The sequence below is a fragment of the Pseudomonas sp. GL_139_B genome (assembly GCF_057834475.1).
In genome coordinates this window covers 244,625-264,051 of sequence record NZ_CM174403.1, presented here as the reverse complement: position 1 = coordinate 264,051, position 19,427 = coordinate 244,625, and the positions used below count along the sequence as shown (strand labels likewise).

Here is a 19,427-nt window from a genome sequence, read left to right as displayed (position 1 = left end):
ATGTTTCACAAACCGATTGTTGCCATTGCGCTGCTCCTGACCTCCCTGCTGCTGAGCGCTTGCGACGGGCCCCCCGCAGAGCCTCCGATACTCGCTACGTGTGACACCCTGGAGTGTTCCGCCCAGCAGGCCTGGCGAACTTCCTGACAACTGCGGGTCAAGTGACTCACACGCCCCCCGTAGTTGCTCGATCAACCTCTGCTCCTGAAACACCCGGCTTTTGCTCGCCGATGCAGCATGAGCCGGGCTGATTCATCTTAAGCGTTGCACAGTCGTTTTCGAAACGTCCTACAGATTCTGACGCGCACCCTACCGAGGCTGGAAGCACTGCGCCTGACAACCCCGTAGGAAATTCGCCCCCAAAGGGTATTTCTGAAAAAACTCGGGGATCATGTAGGCAAAAGGCGACATTGACGGTATATCCCCTACAAACCCCGTCCATTTGCGCGGTATTGCGACGCCTGGATGCGCGCCCCTATAGTTTGCCGCGCCGCTGAAAACAGGACGGACCCCATGCAAGACCGCTATCGCCCACTCAAAACCAGTTACAGCGCAACACCCGTGCTGGTCATCGACACTGACGCAGATCCCCACGAAATACTCGACGCCGCGCGACAACGCATCCGCGCCGCCAGCGGCCTGCTCGAAACCCTTTATTGCCTGTGCTTTAAACAGGCTGATACAGACGACATCCCAAACATCGTCAACGCGTTGTACCTGTTGACCCAAGACGGCAACGAACTGCTCGAAATTGCCCGGCAACGACTGCCGAAAATTACCGCTGGTTGATGCCCGGATGAAAATCCCTGTGGGAGCCGGGCTTGGTCCGGGCGGCGTTCCGACGATGAACGATAACGCGGCAGGCCTGAATGCCACCAAACGAGAGATATTTCGGCTGGGGATAAGTCCGTAGGCAACGCCCTATCAAAGCTTCATCCCGGTCCTACAGCTCCAGATCCTTTGTCGTCTTTCGCTGCACGGCGGCTGACACCTATAGTCGTGACCGTCGCTGCCAAATCAGTGACTCGGGCTTGGTCACCCGAATTAGATCCACGCACGCACCCGTTGTATGCTGCCGACGCTTTTGCGTCAGTACGTTTTATGGCGGCTGTGTTTGGGACGTCTTCGGACGTGCCGGGTTTGCGTGTGGTCTCACCGGTTGACCAACCCGAACACAGTCCGCCTCCCATCGCTTGGTCACGATGGCGGCGGTTCCTTCTGATGTATCTGAGGCTACATAAAATGAAGACATGTAATCCGCTCACGATCGATCGCTACCGCCCCCTGCAAACCAACCTCACCGATTCCCCGCCCCTGATCATCGACACAGAGGCAAATCCCCAGGACATCCTCGAAGCTGCCATGCAGCGCATCCGAGCCTCCAGCGACCTCCTGAAAACCCTGCACTGCATCTGCTTCAAACACGGCGACGTCGAAGACATCCCCCACATTACCCACGCACTTTACCTGCTGACCCAGGACGGCTTCGACCTGATGCAAGTCGCCCAACAACGCATGATGGGCTGGAAAGCGCCTGCCTGAGGCCAATTGAAGCTCGTTCCCACGCTCTGCGTGGGAATGTCTCTACAGACGCTCCGCGTTCGGCTCTTGGGATGCAATGCGTCCCGGGCTGCATTCCCACGCGGAGCGTGGGAACGATGAAAAAAAGTCATCGAACACTGGAAAACCATGAGCACGCTTTTTGATGAATTAATGGAAAGCGTGCGACAGATGGATGAGATCTTAAGAGATGAGCGTCGGCCTTGGGCGAGTCTGATGAACCTTGGCGGCTTTTCGTCTTTCGCTTGGGGGGGGGTGGCGGGCTCGGTTTCGGTCATGACGGTGATCAGTACGTTATCAGGTGGGATCGCAGCGATTCTGGGTTATGTGTTTTTCAAAGAGCGACTGGCGAAGGTACAGGTGCTGGGTGTTGTTTTGGTATTGGCAGGGGCATTTGTTCTACATCTGAAAACCTAAAACTACGACGCCTATCGCTACTTCCTACATCCGAAAGAACTTAGGGGGACTCTAAGTGGCATTATTCTGGCTGTTTATCAAGGTTTCAGCTGGAATAATAGCAGTCAAAGTACTTTGTCAAATTTCGATCAGCGCGTGATTTTGAGTCGTTACACGCGACAGAACAATTTTTCCCAAGGCACTGAGCAACCTAACGCGCGCACGCATAAGTGCTATTATTCTGGCAGTTAATGCCTATAAATGAAGGAATAATGGCACATGGCTAAGAAAACGGCGCCCCTCCTACCCTTGGCATCCAGGCTACTCTCGGAGTTTGGCGAACGGCTAAAACTCGCTCGTCTACGCCGCAAGCTGACAGCCAAACAAGTCGCAGAAAGGGCGGGCATGTCCCTGACGACACTGCGCTCTCTGGAGTCAGGCGGGTCAGGCGTAACAATGGGAGCTTATTTGTCAGTGATGCAGGTGCTGGGCCTGGAGAAAGACTTGAGCAAACTCGCCGCAGTGGATGAGGTGGGGCGTCAGCTACAAGATGCGCAGCTGACTTCAGGAACAAGCTCAGCGGTTATCAAACGCCAACGAGTACGCAATGTGATTCCAGCGAAGGTATCGTCAGCTACTCGGGACAAGGAGACCGGGGCATTGGGAAAACCCACAGTGAAACCCAATCTTGCCGCTGACTTTCCTGTCAGCACCCAATCCCTATCCAATTTGTTGACCAAGAAAAAAAAACCTACATCTTCAATGGATGAAAAATGACGCTGATAGCCGTGTATGCCGACTGGGAATCCTTGAATGGACCAAGGCGCCTGGGATTCCTGCATGCCAGAAGGGCTCGCTCCACCAATGTGTTCGAGTTCGAGTTCGACGCTACTGCCTTGGCCGATCCTGAGTTGAACTTCACATCACTGGATCCGCGAATAGGCCTCTTTGAGGGTCGACAATTCCCTGGTCAACATCAGACCCGATTTGGTGTTTTTGCCGATTCAAGCCCGGACCGATGGGGCCAATTGCTGATGAAGCGCCGGCTGGAGCGGGATATCCGTGACGGGTTGGCCCCCAAAGGAACCAAGCTTTACGAATCGGATTTCCTCCTGGGCGTTCATGACCTCTATCGAGTCGGGGCAATTCGATACAGGCTCAACGACGAAGGTAATTTTCTGGATGATCGCGATGGCCTGGCAGCCCCCCCTTTTGTGGAACTACGTGCATTGGAGGAGGCTAGCCGTGCGCTTGAGAGTGATCCAGATAACACGTCTCCGGATGGGCGCGAGTGGCTAAGGATGCTGATAGCTCCCGGCGGTTCACTGGGTGGCGCCAGACCCAAGGCGAGCGTTGCTGACGAGCATGGTCATTTATGGATCGCCAAGTTTCCCAGCACACGTGATGACTACGACGTCGGCGGTTGGGAAATGGTGGTGAATGCCTTGGCGAATCACTGCGGCTTGCGAGTGGCAACTGGCATGGCACGTCGATTCGCAAGCGATCATCACTGCTTCATGGTCAAACGCTTCGACCGGACCGAATCGGGTGGCCGGCTACACTTCGCCTCGGCCATGACCATGACCGACCGCGTGGACGGTGACGATGCATCGGTAGGCGCCAGCTATCTCGAATTGGCAGAAGTGCTCATAAGGCACGGCTCAGAAACCAACGCAGACCTTCGCGAGCTGTGGTCTCGTATCGTGTTCAACATCCTGATCTCCAATACTGACGATCACATGCGCAACCATGGCTTTCTCCTTGACCCTGGTCGGGGATGGCGACTGTCAGATGCCTATGACATGAACCCAGTAGCACACGCCGATGGATTGAAACTCAACATCACAGACGCCGACAACGCACTGGACCTGGAACTCGCTCGCGAAGTGGCCGAATACTTTCGGGTTAGCCGCGTAGATGTGAAAGAGATTATCGAGAGTTTCCAAGAGGTAGTCAGCCAATGGCCAACGCTGGCCGACGCGCTGGGACTGTCGAAGCGCGAACAAGACAACATGGCGCCAGCGTTTCGCCGGTCCAGCATTTGAGCTCGTTTTTGCTTGTATATCGCCCAATCGGCATAGGGGACGGCCTTCATAGGCCGTACCCCTGCCACACCACCCGGCATGCGGGTCCGCACCGGGCGGTTCGAGAGATTGAGGTTATGAGAGTCTCACCAGACCCAGCCTGTCGAACCACGCCACATCCAGCACTCGATTGAGCTCAAACCGGCTGTTACGCCACCAGCTACACGAGTTGGCCGCCACTTTCCGGGCCGATTCGCTGCTGGCTCCCAGAGCCCGCAGTTCGCGGTAAATCGTCGGACCACGCCTCCATTGTTTAAGCTGGATCGCTCGCAATCGGTGTCGCATCCACTCGTCTAGCTCTCGCCAGATTCTCGGCGTTTGTGACAACCCAAAGTAAGTTTTCCAGCCCAGAAGATAAGGGCGTAGGTTCTCGACAACTTGTCGCAGACTGCGACCGCCTGAGCGACGGGTGAGCTCGCGTATCCGTTGCTTGAACTGCTTGCGCGCCTTGACCGCTACCGCTCTTTTGACGCCTTGTGGAGATGCCCAGAAGGCGTAGCCCAGAAACTTGCGACCATATGCACTCGCCACCGCACTCTTGCTCTCGTTGACAATCAAGTGCAGCTTTTCATACAGGCGCTTCAGCAAAGCCATCACCCGCTGTCCTGCCCTACGACTGCGAACATACACATTCGCATCGTCGGCATAGCGCACGAAACAATGGCCTCGACGTTCAAGCTCCCGATCCACTTCGTCCAGCAGCACATTCGCCAACAACGGCGACAACGGGCCGCCTTGCGGCGCCCCACAGCGGCTTTTCTCGACCGCGCCATTGATCAGCGTTCCCGCATCCAGATAGGCCCGGATCAGTCGGATAACCGCCCGATCCGCAATCCGCTTGCGTAAGCGATCAATCAAAATGTCGTGGTCGACCCGGTCGAAGAACTTCTCCAGGTCAACATCCACCACCACTTTCCGGCCCGAAGACATATGACGCTGGGCCGCTAGAACGGCATCCTGCGCACAACGTCCCGGACGAAAACCGTAGCTGTGCTCACTGAAGATTGGATCGAGTAGCGGTTGCAAGACTTGCAGCAGCGCCTGTTGGATCAAACGGTCGGTGACCGTCGGAATACCCAACTCACGCTGACCACCGTCAGGCTTGGGAATGACCACACGCCGTACCGGACTGGGCCGGTAGACGCCTGAAAGAAGCTGTTCACGAATCGCCGCCCATTGGGTCAGCAGATGTTCGGCCGTCTGTTCAATATCCAGACCGTCGACTCCTGCTGCACCTTTGTTGGCCTTGACCCGCTTCCACGCCCGCTTCAGGTTTTCTCTCGCAAAGGCCCGTTCCAGCAGCCCTTGCCCTGCGTTGTCGGTTTCATTTTGCGGGCGATTGACCTCGTCGCTGGCGGAGCTTCTCACGGCTTCACCGTTCGCAGTCTCCATCCGCCCCGCGTTTGGCAGGCATCTGACTTCCGGTCGTTCGCATCAACATGGCCTATAACGCTTTCTCTCGTTCGGCCCTTCGTCAAAAAAAAAGACTACTACGGCCTCTGCTGACTTCTCGCTCCGGCTCGCGCCGTCGCCCTTTCAGGCACAAGGCGAGATCTCCCCAGGTAAGAACGCAATCCTTCCCCGCACAACCGCCGGATTTACGTTGCCTGACCCTTGACCACAAGAGCTTCGCGATTTATGGCCCGCTCGCCCTGATCGGCATCGCCTTGTATCCGGTTCTTGTTCATCGGCTCGCGGTTTCGATTCACGCTTCCTCCCCACACTCGGTCGCCCTCATACGGTTGCGCTTCACTTCGTTCGCTGTGGTCAGCTTACGGCGGGACTTTCACCCGCAAGATTGCGCCCATGCTGGGCGCACCACAAAAAAAGCCGCCCCGAGGGGCGGCTTTTCAGTGTTTCAGACCAAATCTTACAACTTCGGCCCAGCAGCCTTGATCGCGTCGCTCACTTCAAACTTTTGGAAGTTCTCAACAAACAACCCGGCCAGTGCTTTAGCCGATTCATCGTAAGCAGCCTGGTCAGCCCAGGTGTTACGTGGGTTCAACAGGCCGGTTTCAACGCCCGGTACAGCCAATGGCACGTCGAGGTTGATGGTGTCCAGGTGTTCGGTTTCAGCACCGATCAACGCGCCGCTCTGGATCGCTGCGATCACTGCGCGGGTGGTCGGAATGTTGAAGCGCTTGCCGACGCCGTAGCCACCGCCGGTCCAGCCGGTGTTAACCAGGTAAACCTTCGAACCGAAACCGCGGATGCGCTTGATCAGCAGCTCTGCGTATTCGCCAGCCGGACGCGGGAAGAACGGTGCGCCGAAGCAGGTGGAGAAGGTCGACTTGATGCCGCTGCCGGAACCCATTTCGGTCGAGCCCACCAGTGCGGTGTAGCCGGACAGGAAGTGGTAGGCCGCTTGTTCTTCGCTGAGGATCGACACGGGCGGCAGTACGCCGGTCAGGTCGCAGGTCAGGAAGATCACAGCGTTTGGCTCGCCACCGAGGTTCTTCTCGGAACGCTTGGCAACGTGCTCCAGCGGATAGGCTGCGCGGCTGTTCTGGGTCAGGCTGACGTCGTCGTAGTCGGCGTGCTTGGCGTCATCGATAACGACGTTTTCCAGGACGGCACCGTGCTTGATGGCTTTCCAGATGACTGGCTCGTTCTTCTCGGACAAGTCGATGCACTTGGCATAGCAACCGCCTTCGATGTTGAACACCACGCCCTCGCCCCAACCGTGCTCGTCGTCACCGATCAGGTAACGGCTTTCGTCGGCGGACAGGGTGGTTTTACCGGTGCCGGACAGACCGAAGAACAGGGTCACGTCGCCTGCTTCACCGATGTTGGCAGCGCAGTGCATTGGCAGCACGTCGGCGGCCGGCAGCAGGAAGTTCTGCACCGAGAACATGGCTTTCTTCATTTCACCGGCGTAACGCATGCCGGCGATCAGCACTTTCTTCTGTGCGAAGTTGATGATCACGCACCCGTCGGAGTTGGTGCCGTCACGCTCTGGAACGCATTCGAAGTTGGCAACGTTGAGCACCTGCCACTCATCACGACCAGCCGGGTTGTACTGGGCCGGGTTGATGAACAGGCAACGACCGAACAGGTTCTGCCAGGCAGTCTGAGTGGTCATTTTCACGGCCAGGTAGTGGTCGGCAGACGCACCTACATGAACGTGGGAAACGAAATGCTCTTGCGCATTGTTGAACGCCTCAACGCGGTCCCACAGGGCATCGAACTTGTCGGCCGGGAACTTGCGGTTGATCGGGCCCCAGGCGATAGCGGCCTGAGTGGTCGGCTCTTCAACGATGAAACGGTCGACTGGCGAACGGCCGGTACGGTGACCGGTACGTACAACCAGTGCGCCGGTATCGGCAAGCTCGCCTTCACCGCGATTCAGGGCTTCTTTAACCAGAGCATCAACACTCAGGTCGGTGTACACGGCGTTATTGGCTTGCGTCATGAGGTTCCCCGTCGGCCAATGGCCGAGTGCTCCAAACGTTTTGTAGTAGAAAGTCGTGCGCTACTACCGCGATAAAAAGTGCGCCGGATTATGCCAGAAAAGCCCAAAAAAAGTAGGGCCCTCCCGTCGTTACGGCGTAATACCGGCACTAACCAGTGAATTCACCTGCGCTGAACCGTTTTAGTGACGGGTATCTGACGGCGTGTCGACGCCTGCACCAGCGAATAATTGGGCGATATTGGCGGCATCGAACAGGTAACGCTGGTTGCAGAACTGGCAATCGACCTCGATGTTGCCACCGTGCTCGACCACCAGATTTTGCGCATCTTCCAGACCCAAACTGACCAGAGCATTGGCCGAACGTTCGCGCGAGCAACTGCAACGGAAGCGCAGTTTTTGTACGTCGAACAGGCGCACCTGCTCTTCGTGGTAGAGGCGATGGAGTACGGTTTCGTTGTCCAGGCTCAGCAGTTCATCAGCGGTCAGGGTGCTGCCCAGCGCGGTAATGTGCTGCCAGCTGGCGGCGCGTTCTTCTTCGTCTTTCAAGCGGTCGGCGGGCAGTTGCTGCAGCAGCAGGCCGCGGGCACGACGGCCATCGGCGTACAGCCAGAAACGGGTGCCGACCTGTTGGGACATGACGAAGTAATTGGTGAAGCACTCGGACAGGGTTTCGCCGTCGAGGTCGACGATGCCCTGATATCGCTGACCATGGGTCGGGTCGACCGTCAGCGCCAATACACCATTGGGCATCAGGTCGGCGAGCGTCGCGTCGGGGGCGATCTGGTCGGCTTCGTATCGGGCCAGGCCGCGAATATCGCGTTCACTGGAGCACTCGATCATCAGCAGCGGGATCGGGCCGTCGGAACGGGCCTGAAGGATCAGCAAGCCATCGAACTTCAGCGCGCCGACCAACAGCGAGGCGGCCGCCATCAGTTCACCGAGCAGTTGCTGGACCGGTTCCGGATAGGCGTGCTTGGCCAGGACTTCGGCGTAGCTGAGCTCCAACGAGACCAGCTCGCCACGGGTGTCGCTGTCATCGAAGATGAAGCGTTGGGTGAAGTCGTTATCCGGTAGGTCGGTCATAGGTCTGGGTATCTGAAGTGGTGACAATGGGTTTCAACGGTCAAGATCACGTGTGTGCAAACACCCTTGGATGCGCAACGCTCGGCCATGGCCGGCATTTTATGAACAATCCGGGCTTGTTCCAAGCAAGGTGCAAGGTTCGCAATCCTTGGTCACTGACGCCGCTGGCCTTCTGGTTATGGCCCATGGCGCAGAGGCTGTGGTGATTTGCGACGAGCGGCTGTTTATCTGCTCGCTGGCGAATCACCCGATATGGTTGCTCATTAGGGCAATTGCAAGTCTTCCCTTAGATCCGGTGGCATCTGGCGAGTGCTGCGCACTCGATCGCGGGCAAGCCACGCTCCCACAGTAAACCGCATATCCCTGTGGGAGCGGGCTTGCCCGCGATGACGAACTGAACATCGCCCGAGAAATTTCTGACTTACTCATCGTTGCTGCTGCCACGGAACTTGAACAAATCCCGTCGCTGTTTCTTGCTCGGTTTGCCATCAGTGGTCATCCCCAGCGCACCAGCCTTGCGCTGGGCAGCGGCGTTTTCGCGCTTGGCGACGCTGGCCTCGGTTTCGGCATACAGCGTCTGAGCCTCCGGCGCGCCACGGCGAACAATGGATAACGCTTGAACCACCACCGTACGCTCTTCGAAACCGGCGCGAATCACAAACTCGTCGCCGACCCTCGGCTCCTTGCCTGGCTTACAACGCTCGCCCCGACAATGCACCTTGCCACTTTCAATCGCCGCCTTGGCCAAGGCACGGGTTTTGTAAAAACGCGCGGCCCATAGCCACTTATCGAGACGGACTTTGTCGTCCTCTTCATTTTTTTGTGCCATGGAATTTCCTCACTCTGAAATATTGCTGAACTGTACTACCGTTTCAGTCGTACCAAGAATTGCGCCGGCTCGGATTACAATGCACGCATTCCAGAACCTCCCCGAGGGGCTGGAAATCCGGGCCGTAGATATCTGTCGCCTTTTAACCATTATTCTGCGTGAATACCGCAAATTCGGCCTCTTGCGGGCCGAGCGGTTTCTACCGGTTGAGCAACTTTGAAGACATTTGACCATTTGACCGTTGTCGGTCTGCGCGAGTGGGTGGCGCTCCCGGATTTGGGAGTCGCGGGCCTGCGGGCAAAAATCGACACCGGTGCCAGCACTTCCAGCCTGCATGCCACCGACATCGAGCCGTTCGAGCGCGATGGCGAGCAGTGGGTGCGCTTCACCGCGCACTTGGGCACGGTCGTGCAATTGCGTCATCGACGCTGCGAAGCACCGCTGGTGACGATGAAAACCATTAAAAGCTCCAACGGTCACGCGCAGAAGCGATACGTGGTCAGCACCACCCTGGCCCTCGGTGATCGGGTCTGGCGGGTCGAGTTCACCCTCGCCTGCCGCAAGTCCATGCGTTATCGCCTGTTACTCGGTTCAAAAGCCTTGATTCACGGCCAATTGGTGGTCAATCCAGGCATTAAGTACGTACAAGACAAGCCGGTGTTCCCGGTATCTACCTCCTCCACAGGTGTTGCATGAAGATCGCTGTGCTGTCGCGGAACCCGCGTCTGTATTCCACTCGTCGTCTGGTTGAAGCCGGTACCGAACGTGGCCATGAAATGGTGGTGATCGACACCCTGCGCGCCTACATGAACATTGCCAGCCACAAGCCGCAGATCCACTACCGCGGCAAGCCGCTGGAAGGTTTCGACGCGGTGATCCCCCGGATCGGTGCGTCGGTAACGTTTTATGGCTGCGCCGTGTTGCGTCAGTTTGAAATGATGGGCGTGTTTCCGCTCAATGAATCGGTGGCCATTGCCCGTTCGCGGGACAAACTGCGCTCGTTGCAATTGCTGTCACGTCGCGGGATCGGTTTGCCGGTGACCGGGTTTGCTCACTCACCGGACGACATTCCCGACCTGATCGACATGGTCAACGGCGCCCCGCTGGTGATCAAGGTGCTGGAAGGTACCCAAGGCATTGGCGTGGTGCTGTGTGAAACGGCGACGGCGGCAGAGTCGGTGATCGAAGCGTTCATGGGCTTGAAGCAGAACATCATGGTTCAGGAGTACATCAAAGAAGCCGGCGGTGCCGACATTCGTTGCTTCGTGGTCGGTGACAAGGTGATTGCAGCGATGAAGCGCCAGGCCAAGCCTGGAGAGTTTCGCTCCAACCTGCATCGGGGTGGCAGCGCCAGCCTGATCAAGATCACACCGGAAGAACGCATGACCGCGTTACGTGCAGCGAAGGTGATGGGGCTGGCAGTGGCAGGTGTGGATATCTTGCGTTCCAATCACGGGCCGCTGGTGATGGAAGTGAACTCGTCACCGGGTCTGGAAGGGATCGAAACCACCACCGCGAAGAATGTGGCGGGGATTATCATTGAGCATTTGGAGAAGAATGGCGGGCCGAATATGACGCGGACCAAGGGTAAGGGTTAACCCAGACTTATGGGGCGGCAGGGAGGCCGCCTTCGCGAGCAGGCTCGCTCCCACAGTTGACCGCGTACTCATTGTGGGAGCGAGCCTGCTCGCGAAGGGGCCATCAGCCTCAGCCAAGATGTCAGCTGTTAAACCGCATCCCGAGGCAACATCAGCCCCAACGGCAACCGCACCCTGGCCTCCAATCCGCCACCGGAACGATTGCGCAATTCAACATTCCCACCATGCATCGAAGCAATCCGCTTCACAATCGCTAGCCCCAAACCAGTTCCCTTCCCTCCGCGGGCACGATCACCCCGTGTGAACGGGTTGAAGATCGCTTCCAGTTCAGCGGGATCTATCCCCGCCCCGCGGTCCATGACACTCAGCACCACATATGGCGCGCTGGTATCACCAGAGACATAGGCCGCCACCTCAACGCCACTACCTGCGTGGTGCAAGGCATTGCCAATCAGGTTGTTCAACAGGCGTTTCATCGACACCCGCCGCAATGGAAACGGTTGGATCGGCTCCAAGCGCAGCCGCACCCTTTCTTCGTTCTGGTTGTACGGCGCAGCGACTTCGCGGACCAGGTCGCTCAAGTCCACCTCTTCCACCGACTCGTCACGGCCATCGCGAATGAACGCCAGGAACTGGTCGAGGATCGCGTCCATGTCTTCGATGTCGCGCACCATGTCGTCGGTGAGATCGTTGCGATCCCCCATCAACTCCAGGGACAGGCGCAATCGGGTCAAGGGCGTACGCAAGTCGTGGGACACACCGGCCAGCATCAATTCGCGCTCTCGTCCGGCCTGCTCGACGTCTTCTGCCATCTGGTTGAAGGCGCGATACACCTCGGTCATTTCACTTGGGGTGTCGCTGATGGGCAATCGCACACTGCGCCCCTGGCCAAGTTGCCTTGCGGCAAACACCAGACGCTTCAACGGTTGATTGAGCTGGCTGACGAAAATCCATGCCGACGCAGTGGACAGCAAGCCAATGGCGAGGAACCAGCCGAGCACGTTCCAGATTTTCTGTCCACGCAACGGATGCGGGTACAGCGGCACTTTCAACCAGCCATCGCCCAGGCTTGGCGCCCGGACCCACAGCGCCGGTGGCGAGTGCATGCGTAACCGGACTTCGGTTTCGGCACCCAGTTCGGCCTGCATCTGCCGCTGGTAGATCTCGCTGTACGGCCAATGGTGCTCACCTTCCGGCACGCCGGCCCCCACCACCCGGATCAGCGTGGCGGCATCGGCGATCTTCGCGCGGTTTTCTTCATCGGCGGCCCAATAGGCGCGCAGCGTCAGGGCGACACCATGGCTGTATTGACGGTCCACCAGCACGTCTTCGTTCATCAACAGATAAACCAGGGTCAGAGCCTTGGAAAACAGGACAACGATCAGCACCAGCCAAAGGGTGCGGGAGAAGAAGCTTTGGGGGAACCAAACGGGGGTTTTCATGGATAGCCGCTACACACTTGCAGGAGCGAGCGATGCTCGCATATTGCGGATCGCGAGTCTGCGGGCAACTTCGTCCGCAAGACCCGCTCCTACAAATCGCCGATCACTTGGTGGCGGCGCCATCCGGAACGAACACGTAGCCCACGCCCCAAACAGTCTGGATGTAGCGCGGCTTGGACGGATCAGGTTCAATCATCCGGCGCAGACGGGATATCTGTACGTCGATCGAACGCTCCAGGGCATCCCACTCGCGGCCACGGGCCAGGTTCATCAGTTTGTCTCGGGTCAGTGGCTGACGCGCGTTCATGACCAATGCCTTGAGGACGGCAAACTCACCGGTGGTGAGCATGTGCACCTCGTCACCACGCTTGAGTTCGCGGGTCGCCAGCGACAGTACGTAATCACCGAAGGTCACGCTTTCGTCTTCGCTGCCCGGCGCACCCGGTACCGGCGTCGACTGACGACGCAGGACCGCTTTGACGCGAGCCATCAGTTCGTCCGGGTTGAACGGCTTGGCCAGGTAATCGTCGGCGCCCAGTTCCAGGCCTTTGATACGGCTCAGCTCGTCGCCCTTGGCGGTCAGCATGATGATGGGGATCTGATTGTTCGCCGTGCGCAGGCGGCGGCAGGCGGTCAAGCCGTCTTCGCCGGGCAGCATAAGGTCGAGGACGACCAGATTGAACACTTCGCGCGCCAGCAGGCGATCCATTTGCTCGGTGTTCGGAACGGCGCGGGCGCGGTAGCCCTTGCTGACGAAAAAACGTTCCAGCAGGCTGCTGAGCCCCGGATCGTCGTCAACAATAAGAATTTTTTCGCCTTCAGCAGTGTTTGCAGTGCTGCTCATTAGATGCTCCTTTGATCTCGGCGCGCATTATGGCGTAGCTGCCGTTATACGCACCGTGTGCATTGTTAGCAGATTTTTCCTCCACCGCCAGTAAACCGGCCATTCCCCTTCCCGCCCGCGATGCCCCAGAACACGCGAACGCTGGTTATAATGCGCGGCGTTTTGTGTCAGGCAACATCAGACAGGTACTACAGGCAGGCGCTATTTATTTCCCTGCCGCCCGCAGTAATTGTTCGATTTCACGGGTCAATGGGGTGCCCTTTGATCCAGGCAGCGGCGCAGGCCAGGCCGCTCAACCAGACTCGCAGAGCCTTTGATTCTGCGCCTGCGAGCCTGCTTTCACAATTTGTCAGGTGGTTTTATGGACAGCATCAACAGCCGCATCGCCGAGGAACTCGGTGTACGCCCACAACAGGTCGAAGCGGCCGTCGCGCTACTCGATGAAGGCTCTACCGTTCCCTTCATCGCCCGTTACCGGAAAGAAGTGACCGGCAGCCTCGATGACATCCAGTTGCGTCATCTGGAAGAGCGTCTGCGCTACCTGCGAGAACTCGACGAACGGCGCATCAGCATCCTCGCCAGCATCGAAGAGCAAGGCAAGCTGACACCACAGCTCGAGCGCGACATCAAACTCGCCGACACCAAGACCCGCCTCGAAGACTTGTACCTGCCGTACAAACAGAAGCGCCGCACCAAGGGCCAGATCGCCCTGGAATCCGGCCTCGGCGAGCTGGCCGACGGCCTGTTCAACGACCCGTCCCTGACGCCAGACACCGAAGCCGCACGCTTCATCAACGCCGAAAAAGGCGTGGCCGATGTAAAGGCAGCCCTCGAAGGCGCCAAGTACATCCTCATGGAGCGCTTCGCCGAAGACGCCGGCCTGCTGGACAAACTGCGCAGCTACTTGAAGCAAGAAGCCACCCTCAGTGCCCGCGTCATCGCCGGCAAGGAAGAGGAAGGCGCCAAGTTCCGCGACTACTTCGAACACGATGAACCGCTGAAAAGCATGCCGTCGCACCGCGCACTCGCTATTTTCCGTGGCCGCAACGAAGGCATTCTGAGCTCTGCGCTGAAAGTCGGTGACGAACTGCCGGGCACCATGCACCCATGCGAAGGCATGATCGGCCAGCAATTCGGTATCCAGAACCAGAACCGCGCCGCCGACAAATGGCTGGGTGAAGTGGTGCGCTGGACCTGGAAGGTCAAGCTCTACACCCACCTCGAAACCGACCTGCTGGGTGAGTTGCGCGATGGCGCGGAAACCGAAGCGATCAACGTGTTCGCGCACAACCTGCACGATTTGCTGCTGTCGGCTCCGGCCGGCCCTCGCGCCACGCTGGGTCTCGACCCGGGCCTGCGCACCGGCTGCAAAGTTGCCGTGGTCGACGCCACCGGCAAGTTGCTGGATCACGCCACCGTATACCCGCACGTGCCACACAACAAATGGGATCAGACCCTTGCGATTCTCGCTGCCCTGTGTGCCAAGCATTCGGTCGACCTGATCGCCATCGGCAACGGCACCGCCAGCCGCGAAACCGACAAGCTGGCCGCTGAACTGATCAAAAAATACCCAGCGATGAAGATGACCAAAGTGATGGTTTCCGAGGCCGGCGCATCGGTTTACTCGGCGTCGGAGCTGGCTTCGAAGGAATTTCCGGACCTGGACGTGTCGATCCGTGGCGCAGTGTCGATTGCCCGTCGCTTGCAGGATCCACTGGCCGAGCTGGTGAAGATCGATCCGAAATCCATCGGTGTCGGCCAGTACCAGCACGACGTGTCGCAGCTGAAACTGGCGCGCGGCCTGGACGCGGTGGTCGAGGACTGCGTGAACGCCGTGGGCGTCGACGTCAACACCGCCTCCGTGGCGCTGCTGGCGCGCATCTCCGGGCTCAACGCGACCCTGGCGCAGAACATTGTCAGCCACCGTGACGAGCACGGCGCCTTCAAAACCCGCGCCGCGTTGAAGAAAGTCGCGCGTCTGGGCGAAAAAACCTTCGAACAAGCCGCAGGTTTCCTGCGCGTGATGAACGGCGACAACCCGCTGGATTCGTCGGCGGTTCACCCGGAAGCCTATCCGCTGGTGCAGCGCATCGCCGCTGAAACCGACCGCGACATCCGCTCGCTGATCGGCGACGCTAGCTTCCTCAAACGTCTCGATCCGAAGAAGTACACCGACGAAACTTTCGGCCTGCCAACGGTCACCGACATTCTGCAAGAGCTGGAAAAACCTGGCCGCGATCCACGTCCCGAGTTCAAGACCGCCGAGTTCCAGGAAGGCGTCGAAGACCTCAAGGACCTGCAACTGGGCATGATCCTCGAAGGCGTCGTCACTAACGTGACCAACTTCGGTGCGTTCGTCGACATCGGCGTGCATCAGGACGGTTTGGTGCATATCTCTGCGCTTTCGGAGAAGTTCATCAAGGATCCGCGTGAAGCGGTGAAGGCCGGTGATGTGGTGAAAGTGAAGGTCATGGAAATCGACATCCCGCGCAAACGCGTGGGCCTGTCGATGCGCATGAGCGACACCCCGGGCGAGAAAATCGATGGCGCTCGCGGTGCACGTCCGGGGTCGGCGCCACGCCAGTCCCAGAACAGCGCACCGCGCAAGGAAACCACCGCAGCGGCCCCGAGCAACAACGCGATGGCGTCGCTGTTCGCCAACGCCAAGCAATTGAAGAAACGCTGATGGACATCCCTGCCGGGTACACCGAAAGCGCCTTTTTCAAGCTGCTGGGGTGTCGCCTGCACAGCCTGGAAACCGGGGTGGCGCAAGTCGCCCTGGCGCTGGAACCGGAGCTGCGCAATCGCGGCGGCAAGCTGCACGGCGGGGCTTTATTCAGTCTGGTGGACATTGCCATGGGGCTGGCTTGTTCCAGCACCCATGGCTTTGACCAGCAGAGCGCGACCATCGAATGCAAGATCAACTACATTCGCGCCGTTTCAGACGGTGAAGTGATGTGCACGGCGCGGGTGATCCACCCGGGCCGCCGCACCTTGGTGGTTGAGGCCGACGTGATGCAAGGCGACAAACTGGTCGCAAAAGCACAAGGCACGTTCGCTGTCCTGTAGCTAGATGTCACCCATTTGAGTTAATTTCGGCGCTGTGACCGCAGCGCCGAAGTTTCCTGTGGGAGCGAGCCTGCTCGCGATTGCGGTGTGCCAGACGACTTCAACGTTGACTGACACTCCCTAATCGCGAGCAGGCTCGCTCCCACAGGGGATTGCGGCGATCGATCCTTGGCCGGCTGCCAGTAGTTCTGTGCGGCTCAAAAACCAGGCGAAAACGCCAGTTTTAACTTCACCCTTGTAGACCGTCTTGCCCACCCCCATATTGGGGCGACTGACGCGTGAAGGAATCCAACTTGAGCGAACTTCTCAACCGCCGCCTGGCCCTGCTTGGCGAGCGCGCTAACCTCTCTCTGCTCGAACAGTGCCTTCACGGCATCGAACGTGAATGCCTGCGCGTGACCGGCGAAGGTCGCCTGGCGCAAACGCCGCACCCGGAAGAATTGGGTTCCGCGCTGACCAACGAACAGATCACCACCGACTATTCCGAGTCGCTGTTGGAGTTCATCACGCCCGCCCTGCCCGACCCGGCAGATACGCTGGCGAGCCTGGACAAAATTCATCGTTTTGCCTACAGCAAGCTCGGCAACGAGTTTCTGTGGAGCCCCTCGATGCCGTGCCCATTGCCGGCGGAGGAAGACATTCCGATTGCCTATTACGGCACATCCAACATCGGCCAGCTCAAGTATGTCTATCGCAAGGGCCTGGCCCTGCGCTATGGCAAGACCATGCAGTGCATCGCCGGGATTCACTACAATTTTTCCCTGCCGGAAAAGCTCTGGCCACTGCTGAAAGAGTCTGAAGGTTTTGTCGGCACCGACCGCGACTATCAGTCCTCGGCCTACATCGCGCTGATCCGTAACTTCCGTCGCTACAGCTGGCTGTTGATGTACCTGTTCGGCGCCTCGCCTGCGCTGGACGCCGGCTTCCTGCGCGGTCGTTCGCACCAGTTGGAACAACTGGACCCGGACACCTTGTACCTGCCGTATGCCACCAGCCTGCGCATGAGCGATCTCGGCTACCAGAGCAACGCCCAGGCCGGTTTGACGCCGTGCTACAACGACCTGTCGAGCTATACCGACAGCCTGCGCAAAGCGGTTGCCACGCCGTACGCGCCGTATGTCGAGATCGGCACGCATCAGGACGGTGAGTGGGTTCAGCTCAACACCAACATCCTGCAAATCGAAAACGAGTACTACTCCAACATTCGCCCGAAACGCGTGACCTACACTGGCGAACGGCCGATTCAGGCGCTGGTGGCCCGAGGCATTCAGTACGTTGAAGTGCGTTGCCTGGACATCAACCCGTTCCTGCCGATGGGCATCGACCTCACCGAGTCGCGCTTCCTCGACGCGTTCCTACTGTATTGCGCACTGAATGACAGCCCGTTGCTGACCAATACGTCCTGCAGCAACGCCACCTCGAACTTCCTCAGCGTGGTCAAGGAAGGTCGCCGTCCGGGCCTGCAATTGCACCGCGACGGGCAGCCGGTGGACCTCAAAGAGTGGGCCAGCGAGTTGCTGGAGCAGATTGCTCCGTTGGCGGCGATGCTGGATCAGAGTCATGGTGGCGATGCACACAGCAAGGCACTGGATACGCAATTGGCCAAGGTCAAAGATCCATCCCTGACGCCTTCTGCCCAAGTGCTGGCGGCGATGGCCGAGCACAAGGAAAGCTTTGCTCAGTTCTCTCTGCGTCAGAGCCGCTCGCATGCGGAGTTTTTCCGCAGCGAGCCGTTGAGTGGTGAAGACCAGACGAAATTTGAAACCCTGGCGCGTTCGTCGCTGGCGGCTCAGGTTGAGCTGGAGCAGAACGAAGTCGGCGATTTCGATGTGTTTGTCGGGTCGTATCAGGCGAGCATCCTGGCGATCAGTAACTAGCCTCTGAAGGTCCTGCGGACCTTATCGCGAGCAGGCTCGCTCCCACAGGGTTTATCGGCGTTCACACAATTTGTGGATACACCGCCAATCCAATGTGGGAGCGAGCCTGCTCGCGATGACCGCGAAGCGGTCGCCTTTAGAGTTTTCCACACATAAGCTCATTCTAAAAAGTTATTTATTTTCTGATTCTTAGATCATTTAGTCTCCTTTGACGCCGACTCTCGGTCGCCTCACAAGGAGCTTCCCAATGAAACTGCATTTCCCTCTTCGCCTCCTGGCGGCCGCCTCTCTGGCTGCAGCGAGCTTCTTTGTCCAGGCGGCTGACGTCACCGTCGCCTACCAGACCACCGTGGACCCGGCGAAAGTCGCCCAGGCCGACGGCGCCTACGAAAAAGCCACTAAGGCCGATATCAGCTGGCGCAAATTCGATAACGGTGCCGACATCATCGCCGCCATTGCGTCCGGCGACGTGCAAATCGGCTATCTCGGTTCCAGCCCTCTGACCGCTGCGATCACCCGCAACGTCCCGGTAGAAACGTTCCTCATCGCTACCCAGATCGGCGCCGCCGAAGCGCTGGTCGCTCGCGACGGTTCCGGGATCAAGACCCCACAAGACCTGATCGGCAAGAAAATCGCCGTGCCCTTCGTGTCCACCGGTCACTACAGCCTGCTGGCTGCGCTGAAGCATTGGAACATCGATCCGTCGAAAGTCACCGTGCTTAACCTCGCACCGCCAGCAATCATTGCCGCATGGAAACGCGGTGACATCGACGCAACCTACGTGTGGGACCCAGCCCTCGGCGTGGCCAAGGAAAACGGCAAAGTGCTGATCACCTCGGGTGAACTGGCTAAGTTCGGTGCACCGACGTTTGATGCCTGGATCGTGCGCAAAGACTTCGCCGAGAAGCACCCGGAAATCGTCACCGCGTTCGCCAAAGTGACCCTGGACGCCTACGCCGATTACCGCAAAGACCCGAAAGCCTGGCTCGCCAATCAATCCAACGTCGACAAACTGGTGAAGCTCTCCGGTGCCAAGGCCAGCGATATTCCGCTGCTGCTGCAAGGCAACGTCTACCCGCTGGCGGCTGATCAGGTGATCACCCTCGGCGCACCGACCACCAAAGCCATCACCGACACCGCTGCGTTCCTCAAGGAACAAGGCAAAGTCGAAGCCGTGCTACCGGACTACGCGCCGTACGTCAGCGCCAAGTTCATCACCAACTAATCGGGAGT

The 19,427-nt window shown here is 58.6% G+C and carries 16 protein-coding genes and 1 pseudogene; 11 read left to right on the top strand and 6 right to left on the bottom strand.

Annotation, left to right across the window (positions count from 1 at the left end; genetic code table 11):
* Positions 1-513: 513 nt before the first annotated feature.
* From AC3ISI_RS01185 to AC3ISI_RS01165, 5 genes and pseudogenes are all read left to right on the top strand, one after another.
* On the top strand, positions 514-789 hold the full coding sequence (locus AC3ISI_RS01185; protein ID WP_489335104.1) for a hypothetical protein: 276 nt from the start codon (positions 514-516) through the stop codon (positions 787-789).
* Positions 790-1,242: 453 nt separating this feature from the next.
* The gene (locus AC3ISI_RS01180; RefSeq protein WP_489335103.1) at positions 1,243-1,542 is read left to right on the top strand and encodes a hypothetical protein; all 300 of its coding nucleotides are present in this window, start codon (positions 1,243-1,245) and stop codon (positions 1,540-1,542) included.
* Between the two features lie 225 nt (positions 1,543-1,767).
* A pseudogene (locus AC3ISI_RS01175) lies at positions 1,768-1,977 on the top strand (EamA family transporter); the annotation flags it as partial.
* A gap of 258 nt (positions 1,978-2,235) precedes the next feature.
* Complete coding sequence (locus AC3ISI_RS01170; protein WP_489335102.1) at positions 2,236-2,733, top strand: helix-turn-helix domain-containing protein; 498 nt, start codon at positions 2,236-2,238, stop codon at positions 2,731-2,733.
* Positions 2,730-4,001: a type II toxin-antitoxin system HipA family toxin gene (locus AC3ISI_RS01165; protein WP_489335101.1), complete on the top strand. Its 1,272-nt coding sequence runs from the start codon at positions 2,730-2,732 to the stop codon at positions 3,999-4,001. Before AC3ISI_RS01170 ends, AC3ISI_RS01165 begins: the two co-directional genes overlap by 4 nt.
* A gap of 114 nt (positions 4,002-4,115) precedes the next feature.
* On the opposite strand, the gene ltrA is transcribed toward AC3ISI_RS01165, so the two are convergent.
* The 4 genes from ltrA to AC3ISI_RS01145 all read right to left on the bottom strand — a co-directional run bounded on the left by ltrA (position 4,116) and on the right by AC3ISI_RS01145 (position 9,364).
* The gene (gene ltrA, locus AC3ISI_RS01160; protein WP_489335100.1) at positions 4,116-5,432 is read right to left on the bottom strand and encodes a group II intron reverse transcriptase/maturase; all 1,317 of its coding nucleotides are present in this window, start codon (positions 5,430-5,432) and stop codon (positions 4,116-4,118) included.
* A gap of 478 nt (positions 5,433-5,910) precedes the next feature.
* Positions 5,911-7,452 carry a phosphoenolpyruvate carboxykinase gene (locus tag AC3ISI_RS01155; RefSeq protein ID WP_489335098.1) on the bottom strand — a complete coding sequence of 514 codons (1,542 nt, stop codon included), beginning with the start codon at positions 7,450-7,452 and terminating at the stop codon, positions 5,911-5,913.
* Between the two features lie 180 nt (positions 7,453-7,632).
* On the bottom strand, positions 7,633-8,535 hold the full coding sequence (gene hslO, locus AC3ISI_RS01150) for an Hsp33 family molecular chaperone HslO (RefSeq protein WP_489335097.1): 903 nt from the start codon (positions 8,533-8,535) through the stop codon (positions 7,633-7,635).
* Between the two features lie 421 nt (positions 8,536-8,956).
* Entirely contained in the window at positions 8,957-9,364 is a 408-nt protein-coding gene (locus tag AC3ISI_RS01145; RefSeq protein WP_489335096.1) for an RNA-binding S4 domain-containing protein, read from the bottom strand.
* A gap of 216 nt (positions 9,365-9,580) precedes the next feature.
* Between AC3ISI_RS01145 and rimB the strand changes: the two genes are divergently transcribed.
* Positions 9,581-10,060, top strand: a complete 480-nt coding sequence (gene rimB / locus AC3ISI_RS01140) for a retropepsin-like aspartic endopeptidase RimB (protein ID WP_007949200.1) — start codon at positions 9,581-9,583, stop codon at positions 10,058-10,060.
* On the top strand, positions 10,057-10,962 hold the full coding sequence (gene rimK, locus AC3ISI_RS01135) for a 30S ribosomal protein S6--L-glutamate ligase (RefSeq protein ID WP_489335094.1): 906 nt from the start codon (positions 10,057-10,059) through the stop codon (positions 10,960-10,962). Before rimB ends, rimK begins: the two co-directional genes overlap by 4 nt.
* Positions 10,963-11,090: 128 nt before the next feature.
* Here the strand turns inward: rimK and AC3ISI_RS01130 are convergent, their stop codons facing one another.
* Entirely contained in the window at positions 11,091-12,404 is a 1,314-nt protein-coding gene (locus AC3ISI_RS01130; RefSeq protein ID WP_489335093.1) for an ATP-binding protein, read from the bottom strand.
* A gap of 103 nt (positions 12,405-12,507) precedes the next feature.
* Entirely contained in the window at positions 12,508-13,248 is a 741-nt protein-coding gene (gene ompR / locus AC3ISI_RS01125) for an osmolarity response regulator transcription factor OmpR (protein ID WP_007949203.1), read from the bottom strand.
* Positions 13,249-13,609: 361 nt separating this feature from the next.
* On the opposite strand from ompR, the gene AC3ISI_RS01120 reads away from it, so the two are divergent.
* From AC3ISI_RS01120 to tauA, 4 genes are all read left to right on the top strand, one after another.
* Complete coding sequence (locus AC3ISI_RS01120) at positions 13,610-15,934, top strand: Tex family protein (RefSeq protein ID WP_489335092.1); 2,325 nt, start codon at positions 13,610-13,612, stop codon at positions 15,932-15,934.
* Complete coding sequence (locus AC3ISI_RS01115) at positions 15,934-16,317, top strand: PaaI family thioesterase (protein ID WP_489335091.1); 384 nt, start codon at positions 15,934-15,936, stop codon at positions 16,315-16,317. The genes AC3ISI_RS01120 and AC3ISI_RS01115 overlap by 1 nt, the downstream gene beginning before the upstream one ends.
* A 293-nt stretch (positions 16,318-16,610) precedes the next feature.
* A complete protein-coding gene (gshA, locus tag AC3ISI_RS01110; RefSeq protein WP_489335090.1) occupies positions 16,611-18,194 on the top strand; it encodes a glutamate--cysteine ligase in 1,584 nt (527 codons plus the stop codon).
* Positions 18,195-18,441: 247 nt separating this feature from the next.
* Positions 18,442-19,419, top strand: a complete 978-nt coding sequence (gene tauA / locus AC3ISI_RS01105) for a taurine ABC transporter substrate-binding protein (protein WP_489335089.1) — start codon at positions 18,442-18,444, stop codon at positions 19,417-19,419.
* Positions 19,420-19,427: the final 8 nt, after the last annotated feature.